This window comes from Stenotrophomonas sp. 1278 (assembly GCF_029892765.1).
Taxonomy (GTDB): Bacteria; Pseudomonadota; Gammaproteobacteria; order Xanthomonadales; family Xanthomonadaceae; genus Stenotrophomonas; species Stenotrophomonas indicatrix.
Map to the genome: position 1 here is coordinate 35068 of NZ_JARXWD010000001.1, position 16275 is coordinate 51342.

General features: G+C 68.7%; 15 protein-coding genes. 10 read left to right on the forward strand and 5 right to left on the reverse strand.

The window, feature by feature from the left end; translation table 11 throughout:
• Nucleotides 1-1149: an acyl-CoA desaturase gene (locus tag M2299_RS00140; protein WP_280883595.1), complete on the forward strand. Its 1149-nt coding sequence runs from the start codon at nt 1-3 to the stop codon at nt 1147-1149.
• Nucleotides 1150-1153: 4 nt separating this feature from the next.
• Here the strand turns inward: M2299_RS00140 and M2299_RS00145 are convergent, their stop codons facing one another.
• The 5 genes from M2299_RS00145 to M2299_RS00165 all read right to left on the reverse strand — a co-directional run bounded on the left by M2299_RS00145 (nt 1154) and on the right by M2299_RS00165 (nt 5123).
• The gene (locus tag M2299_RS00145) at nt 1154-1492 is read right to left on the reverse strand and encodes a tetratricopeptide repeat protein (protein ID WP_033831318.1); all 339 of its coding nucleotides are present in this window, start codon (nt 1490-1492) and stop codon (nt 1154-1156) included.
• On the reverse strand, nt 1492-2067 hold the full coding sequence (locus M2299_RS00150; RefSeq protein WP_099842718.1) for a flavin reductase family protein: 576 nt from the start codon (nt 2065-2067) through the stop codon (nt 1492-1494). The genes M2299_RS00145 and M2299_RS00150 overlap by 1 nt, the downstream gene beginning before the upstream one ends.
• Complete coding sequence (locus M2299_RS00155; RefSeq protein ID WP_099842716.1) at nt 2064-2693, reverse strand: Fe-Mn family superoxide dismutase; 630 nt, start codon at nt 2691-2693, stop codon at nt 2064-2066. The genes M2299_RS00150 and M2299_RS00155 overlap by 4 nt, the downstream gene beginning before the upstream one ends.
• A gap of 327 nt (nt 2694-3020) precedes the next feature.
• Nucleotides 3021-4544, reverse strand: a complete 1524-nt coding sequence (locus M2299_RS00160; protein WP_280883596.1) for a thioredoxin family protein — start codon at nt 4542-4544, stop codon at nt 3021-3023.
• A gap of 99 nt (nt 4545-4643) precedes the next feature.
• Entirely contained in the window at nt 4644-5123 is a 480-nt protein-coding gene (locus M2299_RS00165) for a GNAT family N-acetyltransferase (protein WP_280883597.1), read from the reverse strand.
• A 54-nt stretch (nt 5124-5177) separates the two neighbouring features.
• Here M2299_RS00165 and M2299_RS00170 point away from each other — a divergent pair, with 54 nt between their 5' ends.
• The 9 genes from M2299_RS00170 to M2299_RS00210 all read left to right on the forward strand — a co-directional run bounded on the left by M2299_RS00170 (nt 5178) and on the right by M2299_RS00210 (nt 16238).
• Nucleotides 5178-6113: a TIGR03571 family LLM class oxidoreductase gene (locus tag M2299_RS00170; RefSeq protein ID WP_100436437.1), complete on the forward strand. Its 936-nt coding sequence runs from the start codon at nt 5178-5180 to the stop codon at nt 6111-6113.
• A gap of 88 nt (nt 6114-6201) precedes the next feature.
• Nucleotides 6202-6531 (forward strand): DUF3817 domain-containing protein, encoded by a 330-nt coding sequence (locus M2299_RS00175; protein ID WP_238379081.1) that lies wholly within the window; start codon nt 6202-6204, stop codon nt 6529-6531.
• Nucleotides 6532-6683: 152 nt separating this feature from the next.
• Complete coding sequence (locus M2299_RS00180; protein WP_100436436.1) at nt 6684-7880, forward strand: MFS transporter; 1197 nt, start codon at nt 6684-6686, stop codon at nt 7878-7880.
• Nucleotides 7877-9070, forward strand: coding sequence for an isochorismate synthase (locus M2299_RS00185; RefSeq protein WP_280883598.1), 1194 nt, complete (start codon nt 7877-7879; stop codon nt 9068-9070). Before M2299_RS00180 ends, M2299_RS00185 begins: the two co-directional genes overlap by 4 nt.
• Complete coding sequence (locus M2299_RS00190) at nt 9067-10719, forward strand: AMP-binding protein (protein ID WP_280883599.1); 1653 nt, start codon at nt 9067-9069, stop codon at nt 10717-10719. The genes M2299_RS00185 and M2299_RS00190 overlap by 4 nt, the downstream gene beginning before the upstream one ends.
• A complete protein-coding gene (locus M2299_RS00195) occupies nt 10719-11351 on the forward strand; it encodes an isochorismatase family protein (RefSeq protein ID WP_099842706.1) in 633 nt (210 codons plus the stop codon). The genes M2299_RS00190 and M2299_RS00195 overlap by 1 nt, the downstream gene beginning before the upstream one ends.
• On the forward strand, nt 11351-11608 hold the full coding sequence (locus M2299_RS00200; protein WP_088100136.1) for a phosphopantetheine-binding protein: 258 nt from the start codon (nt 11351-11353) through the stop codon (nt 11606-11608). Before M2299_RS00195 ends, M2299_RS00200 begins: the two co-directional genes overlap by 1 nt.
• Complete coding sequence (locus tag M2299_RS00205) at nt 11605-15483, forward strand: non-ribosomal peptide synthetase (protein WP_099842704.1); 3879 nt, start codon at nt 11605-11607, stop codon at nt 15481-15483. Before M2299_RS00200 ends, M2299_RS00205 begins: the two co-directional genes overlap by 4 nt.
• A complete protein-coding gene (locus M2299_RS00210; RefSeq protein WP_280883600.1) occupies nt 15474-16238 on the forward strand; it encodes a 2,3-dihydro-2,3-dihydroxybenzoate dehydrogenase in 765 nt (254 codons plus the stop codon). Before M2299_RS00205 ends, M2299_RS00210 begins: the two co-directional genes overlap by 10 nt.
• The last annotated feature ends 37 nt before the right edge of the window (nt 16239-16275 follow it).

A 16275-nucleotide genomic window follows, 5' to 3' on the forward strand; every position in this document is an offset into this window, starting at 1 on the left:
ATGACCCGCGCTACCGACCGTGCCCTGAGCCCTGCCGAGATGCAGACGTTTGGTGAGGAACTCGATGCGATCCGCGACCGTGTGATCGGCAGCCTCGGCGCCTCCGACACCCGTTACATCCGCCGCGTCGCAGCGGCTGTGCGCTGGTCCGGCGTGCTCGGCCGCAGCCTGCTGTTCCTGGGCGCGTTCTCTCCGTTGTTCTGGGCGCCGCTGCTGTGGCCGGCCTGCATCGCCGGCACGCTGCTGCTGGCGCTGGCCAAGATCCTGGAAAACATGGAACTGGGCCACAACGTGATGCACGGCCAGTACGACTGGACCGGCGATCCCAAGCTCAACGGCAACACCTACGAATGGGACATCGTTGCCACCGCCGACAACTGGCGCAAGACCCATAATTTCCGCCACCACACCTACACCAACGTGCGTGGCATGGACGATGACATCGGCTATGGCCTGCTGCGCATCTTCCCGGAACAGCGCTGGAAGCCGTTCTACCTGCTGCAGCCGATCATCGCACCGCTCTTCGCGCTGCTGTTCCAGTGGGGCGTGGCGGCGCAGGACCTGCGCCTGGGGCGCTGGTTCAAGGGCCGCATCAGCAGCCGTGCGATGTGGCTGCAGACCCGTCCGGTGGCCCGCAAGATGATCCGCCAGGTGCTGAAGGACTACGTTTTCTTCCCGCTGCTGGCCGGTCCGTTCTTCCTGCCGGTGATGCTGGGCAACATGGTGGCCAACGGCCTGCGCAACATCTGGACCTACGTGATCATCTTCTGCGGCCACTTCACCGCCGAATCGGAAACCTTCCCGAAGGAATGCCTGCGCAATGAATCGCGTGGCCACTGGTACCTGCGCCAGCTGCGCGGTTCGTCCAACATCAGCGGCGGTTTCGTGATCAACGTGCTGTCGGGCAACCTCAGCCACCAGATCGAGCACCACTTCTACCCGGACCTGCCGGCCAACCGCTATGCGGCCATCGCCAAGGAAGTGAAGGAAATCTGCCGGCGCTACGGCCAGCACTACAACAACGGCTCGCTGCCGCGGCAGTTCACCCAGGTGGTCTGGCGGATCCTGCGCCACGCGTTCCCGAGCAAGCCGCGCCGCCTGCCGATGCCGGATATCATGCCGGCACCGGCGTCGGCCAACGCCGGCTGAGTCTTCAGCCGGCCTTCGCCAACAGCGCAGGTGAATCGCGATCGAGCCTGCGCAGGAACACCTGCATTTCCTTGCGGGCCTGCTGGTCGCCCTTGCTGCCGGCCACGCTGAGCCCGCGCTGCCACGCTTCGCGCGCCGCCTGCGGCTGGCCACCGGCCAGCCAGGCCTTGCCCAGCAGCTTCCACGCCGCCGAATAGTCCGGGTCCAGCACCACGCAGCGGCCCAGATGGGTGGCTGCGCGCACCGGGTCGCCGGCATCCAGCCAGCTCTTGCCCAGGCCGAAGCGCAGCAGTGCGCTGTCCTTGCCGGCGGCAAGCATCCTCTCCAGCGTTTCGATGTCCATCAGCGCACCTCCAGCAGGGTTTCCACCGGTCCCGCCTGGAAGCGGCCGCGATGAAACAGCAGCGGCGTGCCGCCTGCTTCCTGCACATCGACAATGCGCCCGGCCAGCAACAGGTGATCGCCGACCGGCCACTGCGCGTGGCGGGTGCAGGTGAGATGGACCACGGCACCGGCGATACGCGGTGGAGCGTCTTCGCCGTCATCCAGCAAGGGCACATCGGTGAATCGATGGCGCACCTGCGGATCGGCGAACCGGCGCGCCAGGGCTTCCTGGCCAGCGCCGAGCACGCTGATCGCAAAGCGGGTGGCGCGCTGGAACGTGGACAGGCTCTGCGCATGCAGGGCGAGGTTCCACAGCACCAGTGGCGGCTGCAGCGAGATCGGCACGAACGAGTTGATGGTCAGCCCCTGCGGTTTTCCCTGTGCGTCGCGGGCGCAGACGATCGCCACGCCGGTAGGGAAATGGCCGAGCAACCGCCGCAGCGCACGCGGCGGCAGGCTGACCGATGGCACCGGTGCCGGAGCGGGGAACACCCCCGCCCACGGCCCGGCGTATGCACCGGAGTCCGCATTCATGCGGCCCTGGCCTGGCGGTAGCGCCGGCCGACCTCTGCCCAGTTGATGAGGTTGAAGAACGCGCCGATGTAGTCCGGGCGACGGTTCTGGTAATGCAGGTAGTAGGCGTGCTCCCAGACATCCAGGGCAAGGATCGGGGTGTTGCCGGAGGCGCCCACCGCCGCGCCCATCAGCGGGCTGTCCTGGTTGGCGGTGCTTTCGACCTGCAGGCGGCCATCGCGATCGACGGTCAGCCACGCCCAGCCACTGCCGAACCGGGTCTGCGCGGCCTTGCTGAAGGTTTCCTTGAAGGCGTCGTAGCCACCGAGGTCGCGATCGATGGCCGCGGCAAGCGCGTCATCGGCGGTGCCGCCATTGGCGCTGAGCACGGTCCAGAACAGGCTGTGGTTGGCGTGGCCGCCGCCGTTGTTGCGCACTGCACCGCGGATCGATTCGGGCAGGGCGTCGAGGTCGGCGATCAGGGTTTCCACCGGTTGTGCCGGCAGGCCCGCCTGTTCCAGCGCGGCATTGAGGTTGTTGACGTAGGCCTGGTGATGCTTGCTGTGATGGATCTCCATCGTGCGCGCATCGAAGTGCGGCTCGAGGGCGTCGTAGGCATAGGGGAGGGCGGGAAGCGAGTGCGGCATCGAGACAGTCTCCGTAGGGAAGGCCAGGGGTATGGCCGTGGGGAGACTGTTATCGCACCTCAACATTGGTTGAGGTCAAGCGGGGTAGTTGAAAAGAGGGCGCTGTCGGCGCGTTGACTGTCCCGGGATCACGTGGGCGGATGGGCCCATGCAGGTCCGCCCACGCAGGACAGGTCCACGCGCCGGCGCGGAGGCGACGTCAAAGGCGAGAGCAGAAGCAGCAGGGTAGTGGCGGGGGCGGGGCGGCGCCGGGGGGGGGGGGGGGGGGGGGGGGCGGCCCGCCCGCCCCCCGCCACTACCTGTATCCGTCGAATCCTGCGTCCGGCGTCAGCTCAGCCATTCCCTGCAACCGCTATCAACCTGATCACCACAGGCCGCCTGCATCCGCTGCTGCAGCCGCGCCAGCGTGTCCTCACCCTTGTGCTTGGCGCTCCACGCCTGCAGCTGCCCGGCCAGCCGTTCGAAGCGCTGGCGCGTGCGCTGGTGGTAGCCGGACGGCTGCTTGTCCAGCTCGGCGATCAAGGCCTCGGTGGCCTGCTCGATACGCGGTGCATCATCGGGTGCCAGCCGCAGCAGGCCTTCCACGTACAGCACGCCCCACTGCACGCGCGTGGCAGGGCCCTGAGCGCCTTCATAGGCACGCTTCAGCCATTCCAGGGCGCCGGCGGTATCACCACGCTGCTCGGCCAGCTCGGCCAGTTCCGGCATGTAGTAGTAAGGCTGCTCGCTGCGCTTCAGCTCTGCCAGCAGCAAGGCCTCGGCGCCTGCATCATCATCGACCTGACGCAGCGCGTAGACGGCACTGCTGATGGTGGCCTGGCGCGCGTGTGCATCGGTGGCTGCGGCATCGGCGGCGGCCACGCGCTGCTTTACGCGCTGCACCAGTGCTGCCGGCAGCGCGCCTTCAGGCTGCTGCTGGCGTGCCAGCGCCAACTCGGTCAACGCACGTGACAAGGCATCGTCTGCGCGATCACCACGCGCGGCGTCGGCACGTTCCAGTGCGACCAGCAACTGCTGGCCGAGGGCATTGCTGCTGGCCGGACCGGCGCTGGCCTGCTTGACCAGCCCGGCGCCGGCATACCCCAGCAGCTCGCGGTTGCGACGTACCTCCGCCGGTTGTGCCAGCACCGCCTGCAACAGTTCGCGTACCTGGGTGGGCGCTGCCGTCGGTTTCTCGGCGGTAGCCAAGGCGAGCAGCGCGAAGCGACGCTGCAGCGCAGGCTCGGGTGCGGCCTTGGCCAGCTGCTGCAGCACGTCCTGGGCGCTGCGCTTGCCAGCCAGGCGGTTGGCATCCACCTCCCAGCCGTAATCGCCCAGTACCTGCCAGTCTTCGGCGCCAAGCGTGGCCGGCGTCGCCAGCGCGGTCGCAAGTGTTTCGGCGACAGCGCTGCGGCGGCTGGCGGCGACGGTCAGGGCCCGGGTCAGTTCGGCCGCGTCGTTGCCGCCGGCCACGCGGGTGATTTCGTTGCGCTGCGGGTCGAGCACGATCAGGGTTGGATAGCCGCGCACGCCGAAGCGTTCGCCCCATGCCTGCGCGCCTTCTTCGTCGCCGTCCAGGTAGACCGGCACGAATTTGCCGGTCAGTGCGATGAAGGCCGGATCCTTGAACAGCCCCGCCTTGAGCTGGTTGCACGGCGGGCACCACACCGCGCCCCAGTACAGCAGCACCGGCTTGCCACTCTCGGCGGCTTCGTTGAAGGCATCATCCACGTCGCCCTGGCGCCAGGCGATGGCGGAGGCCGGGGCGGTCGATGCCGCCTTCGCCGTCGGTACCGGCGCGGACGCGGGGGAGCAGGCGCTCAGGGCCGAGGCCAACAGCAACAGGGAAAGCGCGACGCGCATCGGCAGCATCTCGAAGGACAGGGTGGTGGGCCATTGTAGGAACGGTCGCGGTACTGGCTGATGCAGTTTGCTTATGTCGCACGCGCAGCACGGCATGTGGGCTGGGTATCAGTGCGGACCAGGGGGCGCAGCCACCGGAGCGGGCACCGCCAACACCAACGGCTGGTAGATCAGGCCGTGGTACTCGCCGACGTCGCCATCCAGCACGAACCCATAGTGTTCGTAGGCCGGCACCGCGTTGAGCGAGGCGCGCACGGTCATCTGCGGTCCGCGTACCTGCGGCAGCACCGCCTGCAGCAGGGCACGACCGATGCCTTGCCCCTGCAGCTCCGGCGCGACGAACAGCATCGCCAGGTGCTGGCCCGCCTTCAGTTCCACCACGCCGACCACACGGCCCTCCTGTTCGGCCACCAGGATGTGGTTGTCACCCTGCAGGCGCTCGGCGAACGCGCTGGCTGCGGCCACGTTGCCGAAGGTGGTGATGCCCTCGGCGGTAAGCATGGGCGCAACGGCTGCAGTGAAGGCCGCCATGCACACCGCGCTGATCGCGGGCAGGTCATCGACGTGGGCGGGACGGATCCTGGGCATGCGCTGTACTTCCTGTTGTGGGACGCCATCAATGCCCCACGCTAAGCTGGCGGCATGACTGATTTCAATCCTGCCCATGCACGTCTGTTTCCAGAGCAGGGCTTGAGCCTTGGCCTGATGACGCCGGTGGCCGCACGCGGCCTGGCCGATCCACTGGAGGCGTGCCGCGTCGCGAGGCTGGCCGACGATCTGGGCTTTGCCGCGCTGTGGACCCGCGATGTGCCGCTGATGGTGCCGCAGGGGCCGGATGCGACCGCCAGTGCGCTGGATGATCCGTTCCTGTGGCTGGGGATGCTGGCCGCGGCGACCGAGCGCATCGTGATCGGCACTGCGGCCATCGTGCTGCCGTTGCGGCAACCGCTGCAGGTGGCGAAATCGGCGCTGACGCTGGACCGGATCAGCGGTGGACGCTTCGTGCTGGGGCTGGGCTCGGGTGATCGACCAGAAGAGTTCGCGGCCTTCGGCGAGGACCTACAGGGCAGGGCGGGCACCTTCCGCGAGCGCTGGTCGCTGCTGCGTGCGGCGCTGTCCCCCGAACCCTCCGAGCGCGCGCCGGTGTTGCAGGCAACCGGTGGATACGACGTACTTCCCGCGCCGGCAAGGCGCATTCCGATGCTGGTGGTCGGTACCGCGCGGCAGAGCCTGCAGTGGATCGCACGCGAGGCCGAAGGCTGGGCGACCTATCACCGCGAAGAGACCGCGCAGGAAGGGCGCATCGGTCTGTGGCAGCAGGCGCTGGCCCAGAGCGGCGGCGCGCCCAAGCCATTCGTGCAGTCGATGCTGCTGGACCTGCAGACCGATCCAACTGCGCCGGCGGAGCCGCTGCCGCTGGGCCTGAAGGTGGGCCGCGATGGCCTGCGCGCGTACCTGCAACGCGTACACGCGCAGGGTGTGGCGCATGTGATGTTCAACCTGGTGGACAACGGCCGGCCGGTGGACGACGTACTGGGCGAGATCGGCGAGCACGTCCTGCCCGATACGCGTCGGTAGGTGTCCACCTTGGTGGACACGCCGCAGGTATCCGGCATGTTCGCATCTGCGTATCATTCGCATTTGATATCCAGCGCTGGAGCCCTGCGTGACCCACCGTAACCCGCTGCACCCGACCGGGCGCCTTTTCGCCGTCGTCGCCTTCATCGAGGCCATCACCTGGGCCGGTCTGCTGGCCGGCATGTGGCTCAAGTACGGCCCGCAGGCCAACGTCGCGCTGGTGAAGCTGTTCGGGCCGCTGCATGGCGTGGCGTTCCTGGTCTACGTGGCGGTGACGCTGTTTGCGGCGCTGCGCCTGCGCTGGCCATGGTGGGCAACGGGGCTGGCGTTGCTGGCTGCGATTCCGCCGCTGGTGACCCTACCGCTGGAGTGGTGGTTCACGCATCGCGGCCTGCTGTCGGTACGCGCAGGACGGTGATGCACCCGCAGGTGCGTGCCCGTTAAGCGAATGGGTATCAAATGCAAATGCGAGCCGTTATCATTTAAGGATGGCGTCGCCGCCTGACAGGGCGACGTCGCGCGGGGTGCGGATGCGCCCGGCGTTCCCTCCCTGGTTACGGTTGGTGTTCCATGCATGCACGTCCCGTGGTTCCCGGCTTGCCGGCGCTGGTGTTGGCTGCCCTGATCGGCACCATGGCGATGATGTCCTTTGTCGCCGTCATCGGCCCGGTGGTCCGCCTGCTGGGCCTGTCCGAATGGCATGCCGGTCTATCGGTCACGGCCGCGGGCGTGTTGTGGATGCTGGCCGCTCGCCCGTGGGGCCAGCTCAGCGACCGCATCGGCCGCAAGCGCGTGCTGATGCTGGCGATGAGTGCCTACACCGTGGTCTACATCGCGCTGGCGGTGTTCATCGATGTCGCGCTGCAGACAATACCGCCGGTGCTGGTCTCGGTGCTGGTGCTGGTCGGTGCACGTGGCCTGATCGGCCTGTTCTACGCGGCTGTGCCGCCGACCGCTGCCGCGCTGATCGCCGACAAGGCACCCACCGGCCAACGTGCGAAATTCCTCGCCCGCCTTGGCAGCGCCAACGCGCTGGGGATGGTGTTGGGTCCGGCTGCTGCCGGATGGCTTGCCTACAAGAACCTGCCGCTGGCGCTGTACGTGGCTGCGCTGTTGCCGCTGCTCGCGCTGGGCCTGCTGGCCTGGCGCCTGCCGGCCACGCCGCCGGTGGCAGCCGCACACAGCCGTAACCGCGTACCGCTGTCGCGCCTCGACCCGCGGCTGCGCCTGCCGCAGATGGCCGCGTTCGTGGCGATGGTGACGGTGACCATCGCCCAGGTCACGGTCGGCTTCTTCGCCATTGATCGTTTCGGCCTGGATGCAGCCGAAGGTGCACGCATGGCCGGCATCGCACTGACTGCAGTCGGCGTGGGCCTGATCCTCGCGCAGGGGCTGGTGATGAAACTGGACGTGCATCCCCGGCGCTGGATCATCCTCGGCGCACTGATCGCAGGCATCGGCTTTGCGTCGGTGGCGGCGGTGCAGCAGACCTGGCAGTTGCCGGCGGCCTACGCGCTTGCAGCGTTCGGCATGGGCTTCGTGTTCCCCTCGTTCCAGGCGTTGGCCGCCGACGCGGTGCAGGCGCACGAACAGGGGGCGGCGGCCGGCACCGTCGCGGCGGCGCAGGGGCTGGGCATGGTGGCCGGGCCGATGCTCGGCACCCTGTTGTATCGCAGCGGCGCCAGCCTGCCTTACCTGCTGGTCGGCGTGCTGCTGCTGGTGCTGTGCGTGCTGGCAGCAGCGTATCGGATGAAGGAGACCCCATGAACGATTCCCTGATGCAGGGCGCGTGGCCGGAGGCTGCGTCGATGCTGCCCGAGCCCACCGCCGAAGCGTCGCTGTTCCTGCTGCGGCAGGCCGATCAGCAGATGCACGCGCGCGGCTGCCGCGCACCCTTGCCGACCGGTGTGCTGGCCACGCTGGCCGAGCGCGTGGCGACGTTCTTCGCGCAGCAGCGCGGTGGGCCGGGCCTGCTGGTCGGCGCGGTGCCGTTCGAGCCGCGCGCCGATGATGCGTTGTACCAGCCCGAGCGCCTGCTACCGGCGTTACCCGTGCAGTCGCAGGCGGCGCCGGCGCTGTCCGGAGCGCTGACTGCCGAGCCCTCGGCGCAGGCGTATGCAGCGGCCGTGGCCGACGCGGTCAGCGCGATGCGCGCGCCGGACCCGGAGCTGCACAAGGTGGTACTGGCGCGCAGCCTGTTGGCGCACACGCAGCAGGCGCTGTCACCGGAAATGCTGCTGGCCCGCCTCGGCACCGATCCTTCGGTGGCGACCTACGCCGTGCCGCTGCCGGTGGACGTTGGCCAGGCGCCGGCATGGCTGGTGGGGGCGACACCGGAGCTGCTGCTGCGCAAACGCGGGGCGCAGGTGCTGTCGCATCCGCTGGCCGGTTCGGCCAGGCGCAGTGCCGATCCGGTTGCGGACGAGCGCGCCGCGCAGGCGTTGCTGGCATCGGCGAAGGATCATGACGAACACCGGCATGTGGTCGACGCCATTGTCGATGGCCTCTCGCCCTGGTGCAGCCATATCGAAGCGCAACCACGCCCGGTGCTGCACGCCACCGCCAGCATGTGGCATCTGGGTACGCGCATCCACGCCACGCTGAAGGACGCTGCTACGTCGGCGGCGACCTTGCTGGCCGAGCTGCATCCCACGCCGGCCGTCTGCGGTACCCCGCGGCTGCAGGCACTGCAGCGCATCCGTGCGCTGGAACCGGTGCCGCGCGGCTTCTATGCCGGTGCGGTGGGCTGGCTCGATGCGCAGGGGGACGGCGACTGGTATGTGGCGATCCGCTGCGCGCGCCTGCAGGGCACCCAGCTGCGCCTGTATGCCGGCGCCGGCATCGTCGCCGACTCGCAGCCCGAGGCCGAAGTGGCCGAAACCGCCGCCAAGTTTGCTGCCCTGCTCAACGCATTGGGTGTGCAGGACCCGCTGTCCATGATCGAGGTGTCCGCATGACGCCGTCCACCGTTGATTCGCGCCTGCCGCTGCAACAGCAATGGCCTGAAGCGCTGGTCGCGCGCTATCGGGCCGCAGGTCATTGGCGTGGCGAAACCTTCCCGGGTTTCCTGCGCGAACGCGCCGAGCGCCATGCCGATGACATCGCGGTGGTGGCTGGCGATGTGCGCCTGAGCTATGCGCAGCTCTGGCATGAGGCCGGGCGCATCGGCGCCGGGCTGCTGGCGCTGGGCCTGCAACCCGGCGAGCGCGTGCTGGTGCAGCTGGGCAATACGGCCGGTTTCATCGCAACGGTCTGTGGCCTGTTCCGCGCCGGGCTGGTGCCGGTGTACGCGCTGCCGGCACATCGCATCACCGAGCTGGCCCACTTTGCGCGCAAGGCCGAGGCCAGTGCCTACATCAGTACCGATGTCCATGAAGGCTTCGATCATCGTGGCCTGGCGCGCGCGCTGCAGGCGGAAGTGCCGGCGGTACGCCACGTGCTGATCGACGGCGATGCGGCCGAGTTCGTCGCGCTGGAATCGCTGCAGGGCGATCGCAGCCAGCTGCCGGCCGATCCTGATCCGCAGTCGGTGGCGTTCCTGCAGATCTCCGGTGGCAGCACCGGGCTGTCAAAGCTCATTCCGCGCACGCACGACGATTACATCTACTCGTTCCGCGCCAGCAACGAAATCTGTGGCATCGACCGCGACAGCGTGTACCTGGTTGCGCTGCCGGCAGCACACAACTTCCCGATGAGCTCGCCGGGTTTCTTCGGTGCGCTGTACGCCGGCGCCCGCGTGGTGCTCAGCCCGGGCCCTGGCCCGGATGCGGCATTTCCGTTGATCGCGCGCGAGAAGGTGACCTGCTGTGGTCTGGTGCCGCCCTTGGCGCTGCTGTGGGCGCAGGCGGCGGCGACCAGCAGGCACGATCTGTCCAGCCTGCGGGTGCTGCAGGTCGGGGGAGCGAAGCTGGTGCCGGAAGCCGCGCGGCGGGTCATCGATGGCCTCGGTTGCACGTTGCAGCAGGTGTTCGGCATGGCCGAAGGCCTGGTCAACTACACCCGGCTGGATGACCCGCAGGAGCTGATTGTCGCTTGCCAGGGCAGGCCGATCAGCGAGGATGATGAAGTGCGCGTGGTCGACGACCACGACCAGCCCGTTGCCGAAGGCGAGGTCGGTCATCTGCTCACGCGCGGTCCGTACACCATCCGCAATTACCACAATGACGCGGCGGCCAACGCGCGCTCGTTCACCGACGACGGCTTCTACCGCACCGGCGACCGCGTGCAGCAGCTGCCCGGCGGCTATCTGGTGGTGCAGGGCCGTGCCGGCGACCACATCAACCGGGCGGGCGAGAAGATCTCCGCCGAGGAGATCGAAGACCATCTGCTGGCCCATCCTGGCGTATTCGATGCCGCCGTGGTCTCCATTCCCGACGACTACCTGGGCGAGCGCAGCTGTGCCTTCGTGATCCAGCAGGGCGAGGCCATCAAGGCGCCGGTGCTGAAGGCGTGGATGCGCGGGCGTGGCCTGGCCGCGTTCAAGGTGCCCGATCAGATTGTTTTCGTGGACAGTTTCGACACTACGGCGGTTGGCAAGATCAGCCGCCGCGAACTGCGCGCGCAGCTGCGCGCGCGTCATCTGCAACAGACAGGAGGAACGCGCTGATGGCGCTGCCCCGCATTACCCCGTATTCCCTGCCGACCGCTGCGGAACTGCCGCAGGCGCGAGGCGCCTGGCGCCCCCAGCGTGATCGTGTTGCCTTGCTGGTACACGACATGCAGCGCTATTTCCTCGCCGCATTCGACGCCGGCAACGCGCCGCTCCAGCCGGCGGTGGACAACATCGCGCGACTGCTGGGACATTGCCGTATGCACGGCATTCCGGTGTTCTACACCGCCCAGCACGGCGACCAGGACCGCCGCGACCGCGGCCTGCAGGCAGACCTGTGGGGCCCGGGCATGGGCCGGCGTGCCGACCACGAGCCGATCATCGACGCACTCGCGCCGCAGCCGGGCGAGCATGTGCTGGTAAAGCACCGCTACAGCGCGTTCCAGCGCAGCAATCTGGAAACGCTGATGCGCGTGCGCGGCCGCGACCAGCTGCTGATCACCGGCGTCTACGCGCACATCGGATGCACCGCGACGGCGGTGGAGGCGTTCCAGCGTGACATCGAGACGTTCATCGCTGCCGATGCCGTGGCCGATTTCTCGCGTGCCGACCATGACCAGGCGCTGCACTGGATCGCCCGCACCTGCGGCGTACCGATGACCACCGACCAGCTGCTGGAGGCAATGTGATGAACGCGACGACCGAAACCTTGACCTTGGAGCGCATGCGCGCCGACGTCGCCCGCGTGCTGGACTGCCACGCGGCGGACATCGGCGATGATGACAACCTGATCGATCTGGATCTGGATTCGATGCGCATGCTGGGGCTGGTGCTGGCCTGGGGCAACACCGGGCTGCCACTGGAGTTCGCGCAGCTGGCTGAGCACACCACGCTGCGCCAGTGGTGGGCGGTGGTGCAGCAGCTGCAGGCCGCGCAGACGGCATGAACGGATCGCCGCTGCCGCTGACCGAGGCGCAGGCAGGGCTGTGGTTTGCCCAGCGGCTGGCACCGCAGAATCCTGCATTCAATACCGCGCACGCGGTGTGGATCGAGGGTTTGCTGGATGTGCCGGCGTTCACCGCTGCCGCCAACCAGGCCGCCGTCGAGGCCGAGGCGCTGGCGTTGCGTTTCGCCGAGGCCGAGGACGGCCAGCCCGTGCAGTGGCACGAGCCCGCGCGGGTGCCATTGCTGCAGCTGCGCGATGTCGCCGCGGCCGATGATCCGCAGCAGACGGCGCGTGCGGCGATGCTGGCTGACCGCTGCAGCGCGGTCGACCCGACCCGCGACCGGCTGAGCCAGCAGGTGCTGTTCGACCTGGGGGGCCAGCGCTGGGCCTGGTACCTGCGCGTGCATCACCTGGCCACCGATGGCTATGGCATGGCGCTGTTCACTGACCGCGTCTGCGCCCTGTATGCGGGCCGCACCGGTAGTGCGCTGCCAGGGTTGGCGGGCGTGCTGGCCGATGATGCCAGCTACCGCAGTGATGCGCGCCGCGACGTCGACCGGCAGTGGTGGTTGCAGGCGCTGCAGGGCGCCCCGGCCTCCACCGGCCTGGCCGGCACCGCCGCGGCCAGTGACGATGCATTGCGCTGGGTGCAGCCGGTGGACCCCGCCTTGCGCGAGCACCTGCTGCAGGTCTCGGCATCGTGGTTGCAGCCGTGGCCGGATGTGCTTGCCGCGTTGGCCGCCGAGTATGTGCGTCGCATGAGTGCGTCCGAGGAAGTCGTGCTCGGGGTGCCGTACATGGCGCGGCTGGGCAACGCGGCGGCGCGGGTGCCGGCGATGGTGATGAACGTGCTGCCGCTGCGTGTAGCGGGGGGCGAGGGCGGCGTCGAGGAATTCTGCCGGCGCATCGGGCGCCAGCTCAGTCAGAGCCGCAAGCATGGGCGCTACCGTGGCGAACAGCTGCGTCGTGACCTCGGCCTGGTCGGTGCACAGCACCGTCTGCATGGGCCGTTGATCAACGTACAGCCGTTCTACAAGCCGCTGGCGCTGCCGGGTGTGCAGGCTTCACTGGAAGTGCTGAGCACCGGCCCGGTCGACGACCTGACACTGGGCTTCCGTGGCGATGGACAGACCCTGCTGGATCTGGAGATTGAAGCAAACCCGGCCCTGTATGGGCTGGATGACATGAAGGCGCATGCCCGGCGGCTGCTGCATTTCGTGTCGGCCGCGCTGCTGGCCGAAGACATCGCGACGGTGCCACTGGCCACGCCGGAAGAATTGAAGCAGGTCGTGCATGGCTTCAATGCCACCACGCATGCGCTGCCTGGCACCACCCTGGTCGAACTGCTGCAGCAGGGCATGGACCGCGATCCGTCGGCAGCGGCGCTGGTGTTCGGCGATACGACGCTGGACCATGCTGCGCTGGAGGCCCGCAGCTTCGCCCTGGCCGCGCAGCTGCGCTCGCTGGGCGTGGGCCCGGGCACGGTCGTTGCCGTAGCGCTGCCGCGTTCGCTGGAACTGGTGGTTGCGTTGCTGGCAGTGCTGCGTGCAGGCGGCGCGTACCTGCCACTGGACCTTGCCCATCCCGCGGAGCGCCTGGCGCGCATCCTGGCGTCGGCGCAACCGGTCTGCGTACTGGCAGAGGCCGGCGTGCAATCCCGTCTTTCAGATGTGCCGGTGCTGCCGCCGGAGCAGTGGACCGACGTGAGCTTTGCCGCACCCTGGCCGGGCCCGACGGGCGACGATGCGGCCTATGTGATCTATACCTCCGGTTCGACCGGCGAGCCCAAGGGCGTGGTGATCGAACACCGAGCCATCGTCAATCGCCTGCTGTGGATGCGCGAGCACTATGGCATGGGTGCCGACGACCGGATTCTGCAGAAGACCCCGGCAACGTTCGACGTATCGGTCTGGGAATTCTTCCTGCCACTGCTGTGCGGCGCGACGCTGGTGTTGGCGGGGCCGGACGCACACCGCGACCCGACCGAGCTGGCGCGATTGATCCGCGTCCATGGTGTCACCACCGCACATTTCGTACCGTCGATGCTGGATGCGTTCCTGGCTGCACCGGCCTCACAGGACCTGCGGCTGCGGCGCGTGTTCACCAGTGGCGAGGCGCTGGATGCCGCACTGCGCGACCGCTTCCACGCGCGGGTACATGCCGAACTGCACAACCTCTACGGGCCGACCGAAGCGGCAGTGGATGTGAGCTGGTGGCCAGCCTCGGCCGATGACCGCTCGCGCCCGGTGCCGATCGGTTTCCCGGTCTGGAACACCCGCCTGTATGTGCTGGACGCACGGATGCAGCCCGTGCCGGTGGGCGTGGCCGGTGACCTGTACCTCGGCGGTGTGCAGTTGGCGCGCGGCTATCTCGGCCGCGACGACCTGACGGCCGAGCGCTTCCTGGCGGATCCGTTCCTGCCGGGTGAGCGCATCTACCGCACCGGCGACGTGGCACGCTGGCGGGGCGACGGTGCGGTCGAGTACCTGGGGCGCAGCGACCATCAGGTAAAGCTGCGCGGCCTGCGCATCGAACTTGGCGAGATTGAAGCAGCGTTGCGCGAGCTGCCTGGAATGGACCGGGTGGAAGTGCTGTTGCGCGATGATCTACCCGGCGAGGCGCGGCTGGTCGCCTATGTGCCGACGGCGCTGTTCGATGCAGCGGCGCTGCGCAGCCATCTGCTGGCGCGGGTGCCGGACTACATGGTGCCGTCTGCGTTCGTGGGCGTGGATCAGTGGCCGGTGACCGCCAATGGCAAGCTGGACCGGTCTGCGCTGCCGAAACCGCCGCAGCAGGACGTTGCGGGGCAGGCGCCGCGTACGCCGCTGGAGCAGGAACTGGCCGGGCTGTTCGCACAGGCGCTGGGGGGTGAACTGCCGGTGGCGGTTGATGTGGATTTCTTCAGCATCGGAGGGGACTCCCTGTCGGCCGTGCACCTGCTGCTGGCCATCGAGCAGCGCTGGCGTTGCGAGCTGGGGCTGGGCGCGCTGTTCGCGCAACCGACCGTAGCCGCGCTGGCGGCACGCATTGCCGAGCCGCCCGCACGCGCCGATCACGCGCTGGGGCCGGTGATTGCGCTGTCTGCATCCGACGAGGCAACCGCAGCCCCCCTGTTCGTGCTGCACCCGGCAGGCGGCATTGCCTGGAACTATCGCGCACTGGCCCGGGCGCTGCAGCCAACGCGCGCGGTGTACGGGCTTCAGTCACCCGCGCTCGACCCCACGCAACCGCTGCCAGGCAGCATCGAGGCCATGGCCAATGACTATGTGCAGCGGGTGATCACGCTGCAGCCACAGGGGCCGATCCATCTGCTCGGCTGGTCGGTGGGCGGCATCCTCGCGCAGGCGATGGCCGTGCGCCTGCATGACATCGGCCGCGAGGTCGGCGAACTGGTGCTGCTCGATGCCTATCCCAGCGAATGCTGGCGTGCCGAACCGGAGCCCGACCCGATCGCGGCACTGCGGGCGCTGTTGGCCATCGCCGGGCATGACCCGGACGCGCATCCGGAACTGGACGATCGCGGGCGCATCCTCGCCTTCCTGCGGCGCGGCGGCAGCGCGCTGGGCAGCCTGCCCGAGGTGGTGCTCGACGGCGTGGTACGGGCGGTGACCGGAACCAATCGACTGATCCGCGAACACCAGCACCGACCCTTCGTCGGAACGCTGGCGCATGTGCGGGCCGGACGCGATCATCAGGCACGGCCGCAGTTGCAGTCCGCGCTATGGAAGGCACATGCGCTGCAGGTGGATGCCATCGAGCTGCCGTTCCTGCACGCCGAACTGACCGGGCGTGATGCGGTGGCGCAGCTGGCACCGTGGTTGTCGGCGCGGCTGCAGCAGTGGGACAGGCAACAGGAGAGCGCAACATGCAGCTGACGGGTTTTGAAGGAAATGTGGCGCTGGTGACCGGCGCAGCGGGCGGTATCGGTGCGGCGCTGGTCGGGCAACTGCTGGACGCAGGGTGCCGGGTCGTGGCAACCGATCGCGAGCGACCTGCGCTGACGACCGACGATGGTCGCGTGCAGGCTTTCGCACTGGACGTCACCGACGGCGCGGCCGTGGACGCGCTGGTAAACGAGGTGGAAGCCACGGTGGGACCGATCATGTTGGCGGCCAGCGTGGCGGGCGTGCTGCATGTCGGTGAGGTCGTGGACACCCGTGACGCGGATTGGCGCAGGGTGTTCGCGGTCAATGCCGATGGTGTGTTCCATGTGGGCCGCGCACTGGCACGGGTGATGTCGCCGCGCCGGCAAGGCGCCATCGTGACCGTCAGTTCCAACGCGGCGGGCGTGCCACGGCATGGCATGGCCGCCTATGCCGCCTCGAAGGCGGCGGCGACGATGTTCACCCGCTGCCTGGGCCTGGAGCTGGCACCGTTGGGCATCCGCTGCAACATCGTTGCGCCGGGCTCCACGCTGACCCCGATGCAGACCGGCATGTGGGAAGACGAGCAGGGCGCGGCACGGGTGATCGCCGGCAGTCCGGCCACCTACAAGGCGGGCATCCCCTTGCGCAAGCTGGCCACGCCGGAGGACATCGCGCAGGCGGTGATGTTCCTGCTGTCCGAGCAGGCCGGGCACGTGGCGATGAGTGACCTGTACGTGGATGGTGGCGCCACGCTGCGCGGGTGACGGGGCCGGGCGCCGCCGGGCGGGGTTCATGGGTTGC

Coding starts and splice junctions, on each gene's coding strand:
- M2299_RS00165 (WP_280883597.1), bottom strand. CDS start 5,123: ATGCCCAGGATCCGTCCCGCCCACGTCGATGACCTGCCCGCGATCAGC.
- M2299_RS00155 (WP_099842716.1), bottom strand. CDS start 2,693: ATGCCGCACTCGCTTCCCGCCCTCCCCTATGCCTACGACGCCCTCGAG.
- M2299_RS00190 (WP_280883599.1), top strand. CDS start 9,067: ATGACGCCGTCCACCGTTGATTCGCGCCTGCCGCTGCAACAGCAATGG.
- M2299_RS00200 (WP_088100136.1), top strand. CDS start 11,351: ATGAACGCGACGACCGAAACCTTGACCTTGGAGCGCATGCGCGCCGAC.
- M2299_RS00205 (WP_099842704.1), top strand. CDS start 11,605: ATGAACGGATCGCCGCTGCCGCTGACCGAGGCGCAGGCAGGGCTGTGG.
- M2299_RS00140 (WP_280883595.1), top strand. CDS start 1: ATGACCCGCGCTACCGACCGTGCCCTGAGCCCTGCCGAGATGCAGACG.
- M2299_RS00210 (WP_280883600.1), top strand. CDS start 15,474: ATGCAGCTGACGGGTTTTGAAGGAAATGTGGCGCTGGTGACCGGCGCA.
- M2299_RS00185 (WP_280883598.1), top strand. CDS start 7,877: ATGAACGATTCCCTGATGCAGGGCGCGTGGCCGGAGGCTGCGTCGATG.
- M2299_RS00195 (WP_099842706.1), top strand. CDS start 10,719: ATGGCGCTGCCCCGCATTACCCCGTATTCCCTGCCGACCGCTGCGGAA.
- M2299_RS00160 (WP_280883596.1), bottom strand. CDS start 4,544: ATGCTGCCGATGCGCGTCGCGCTTTCCCTGTTGCTGTTGGCCTCGGCC.
- M2299_RS00170 (WP_100436437.1), top strand. CDS start 5,178: ATGACTGATTTCAATCCTGCCCATGCACGTCTGTTTCCAGAGCAGGGC.
- M2299_RS00180 (WP_100436436.1), top strand. CDS start 6,684: ATGCATGCACGTCCCGTGGTTCCCGGCTTGCCGGCGCTGGTGTTGGCT.
- M2299_RS00145 (WP_033831318.1), bottom strand. CDS start 1,492: ATGGACATCGAAACGCTGGAGAGGATGCTTGCCGCCGGCAAGGACAGC.
- M2299_RS00150 (WP_099842718.1), bottom strand. CDS start 2,067: ATGAATGCGGACTCCGGTGCATACGCCGGGCCGTGGGCGGGGGTGTTC.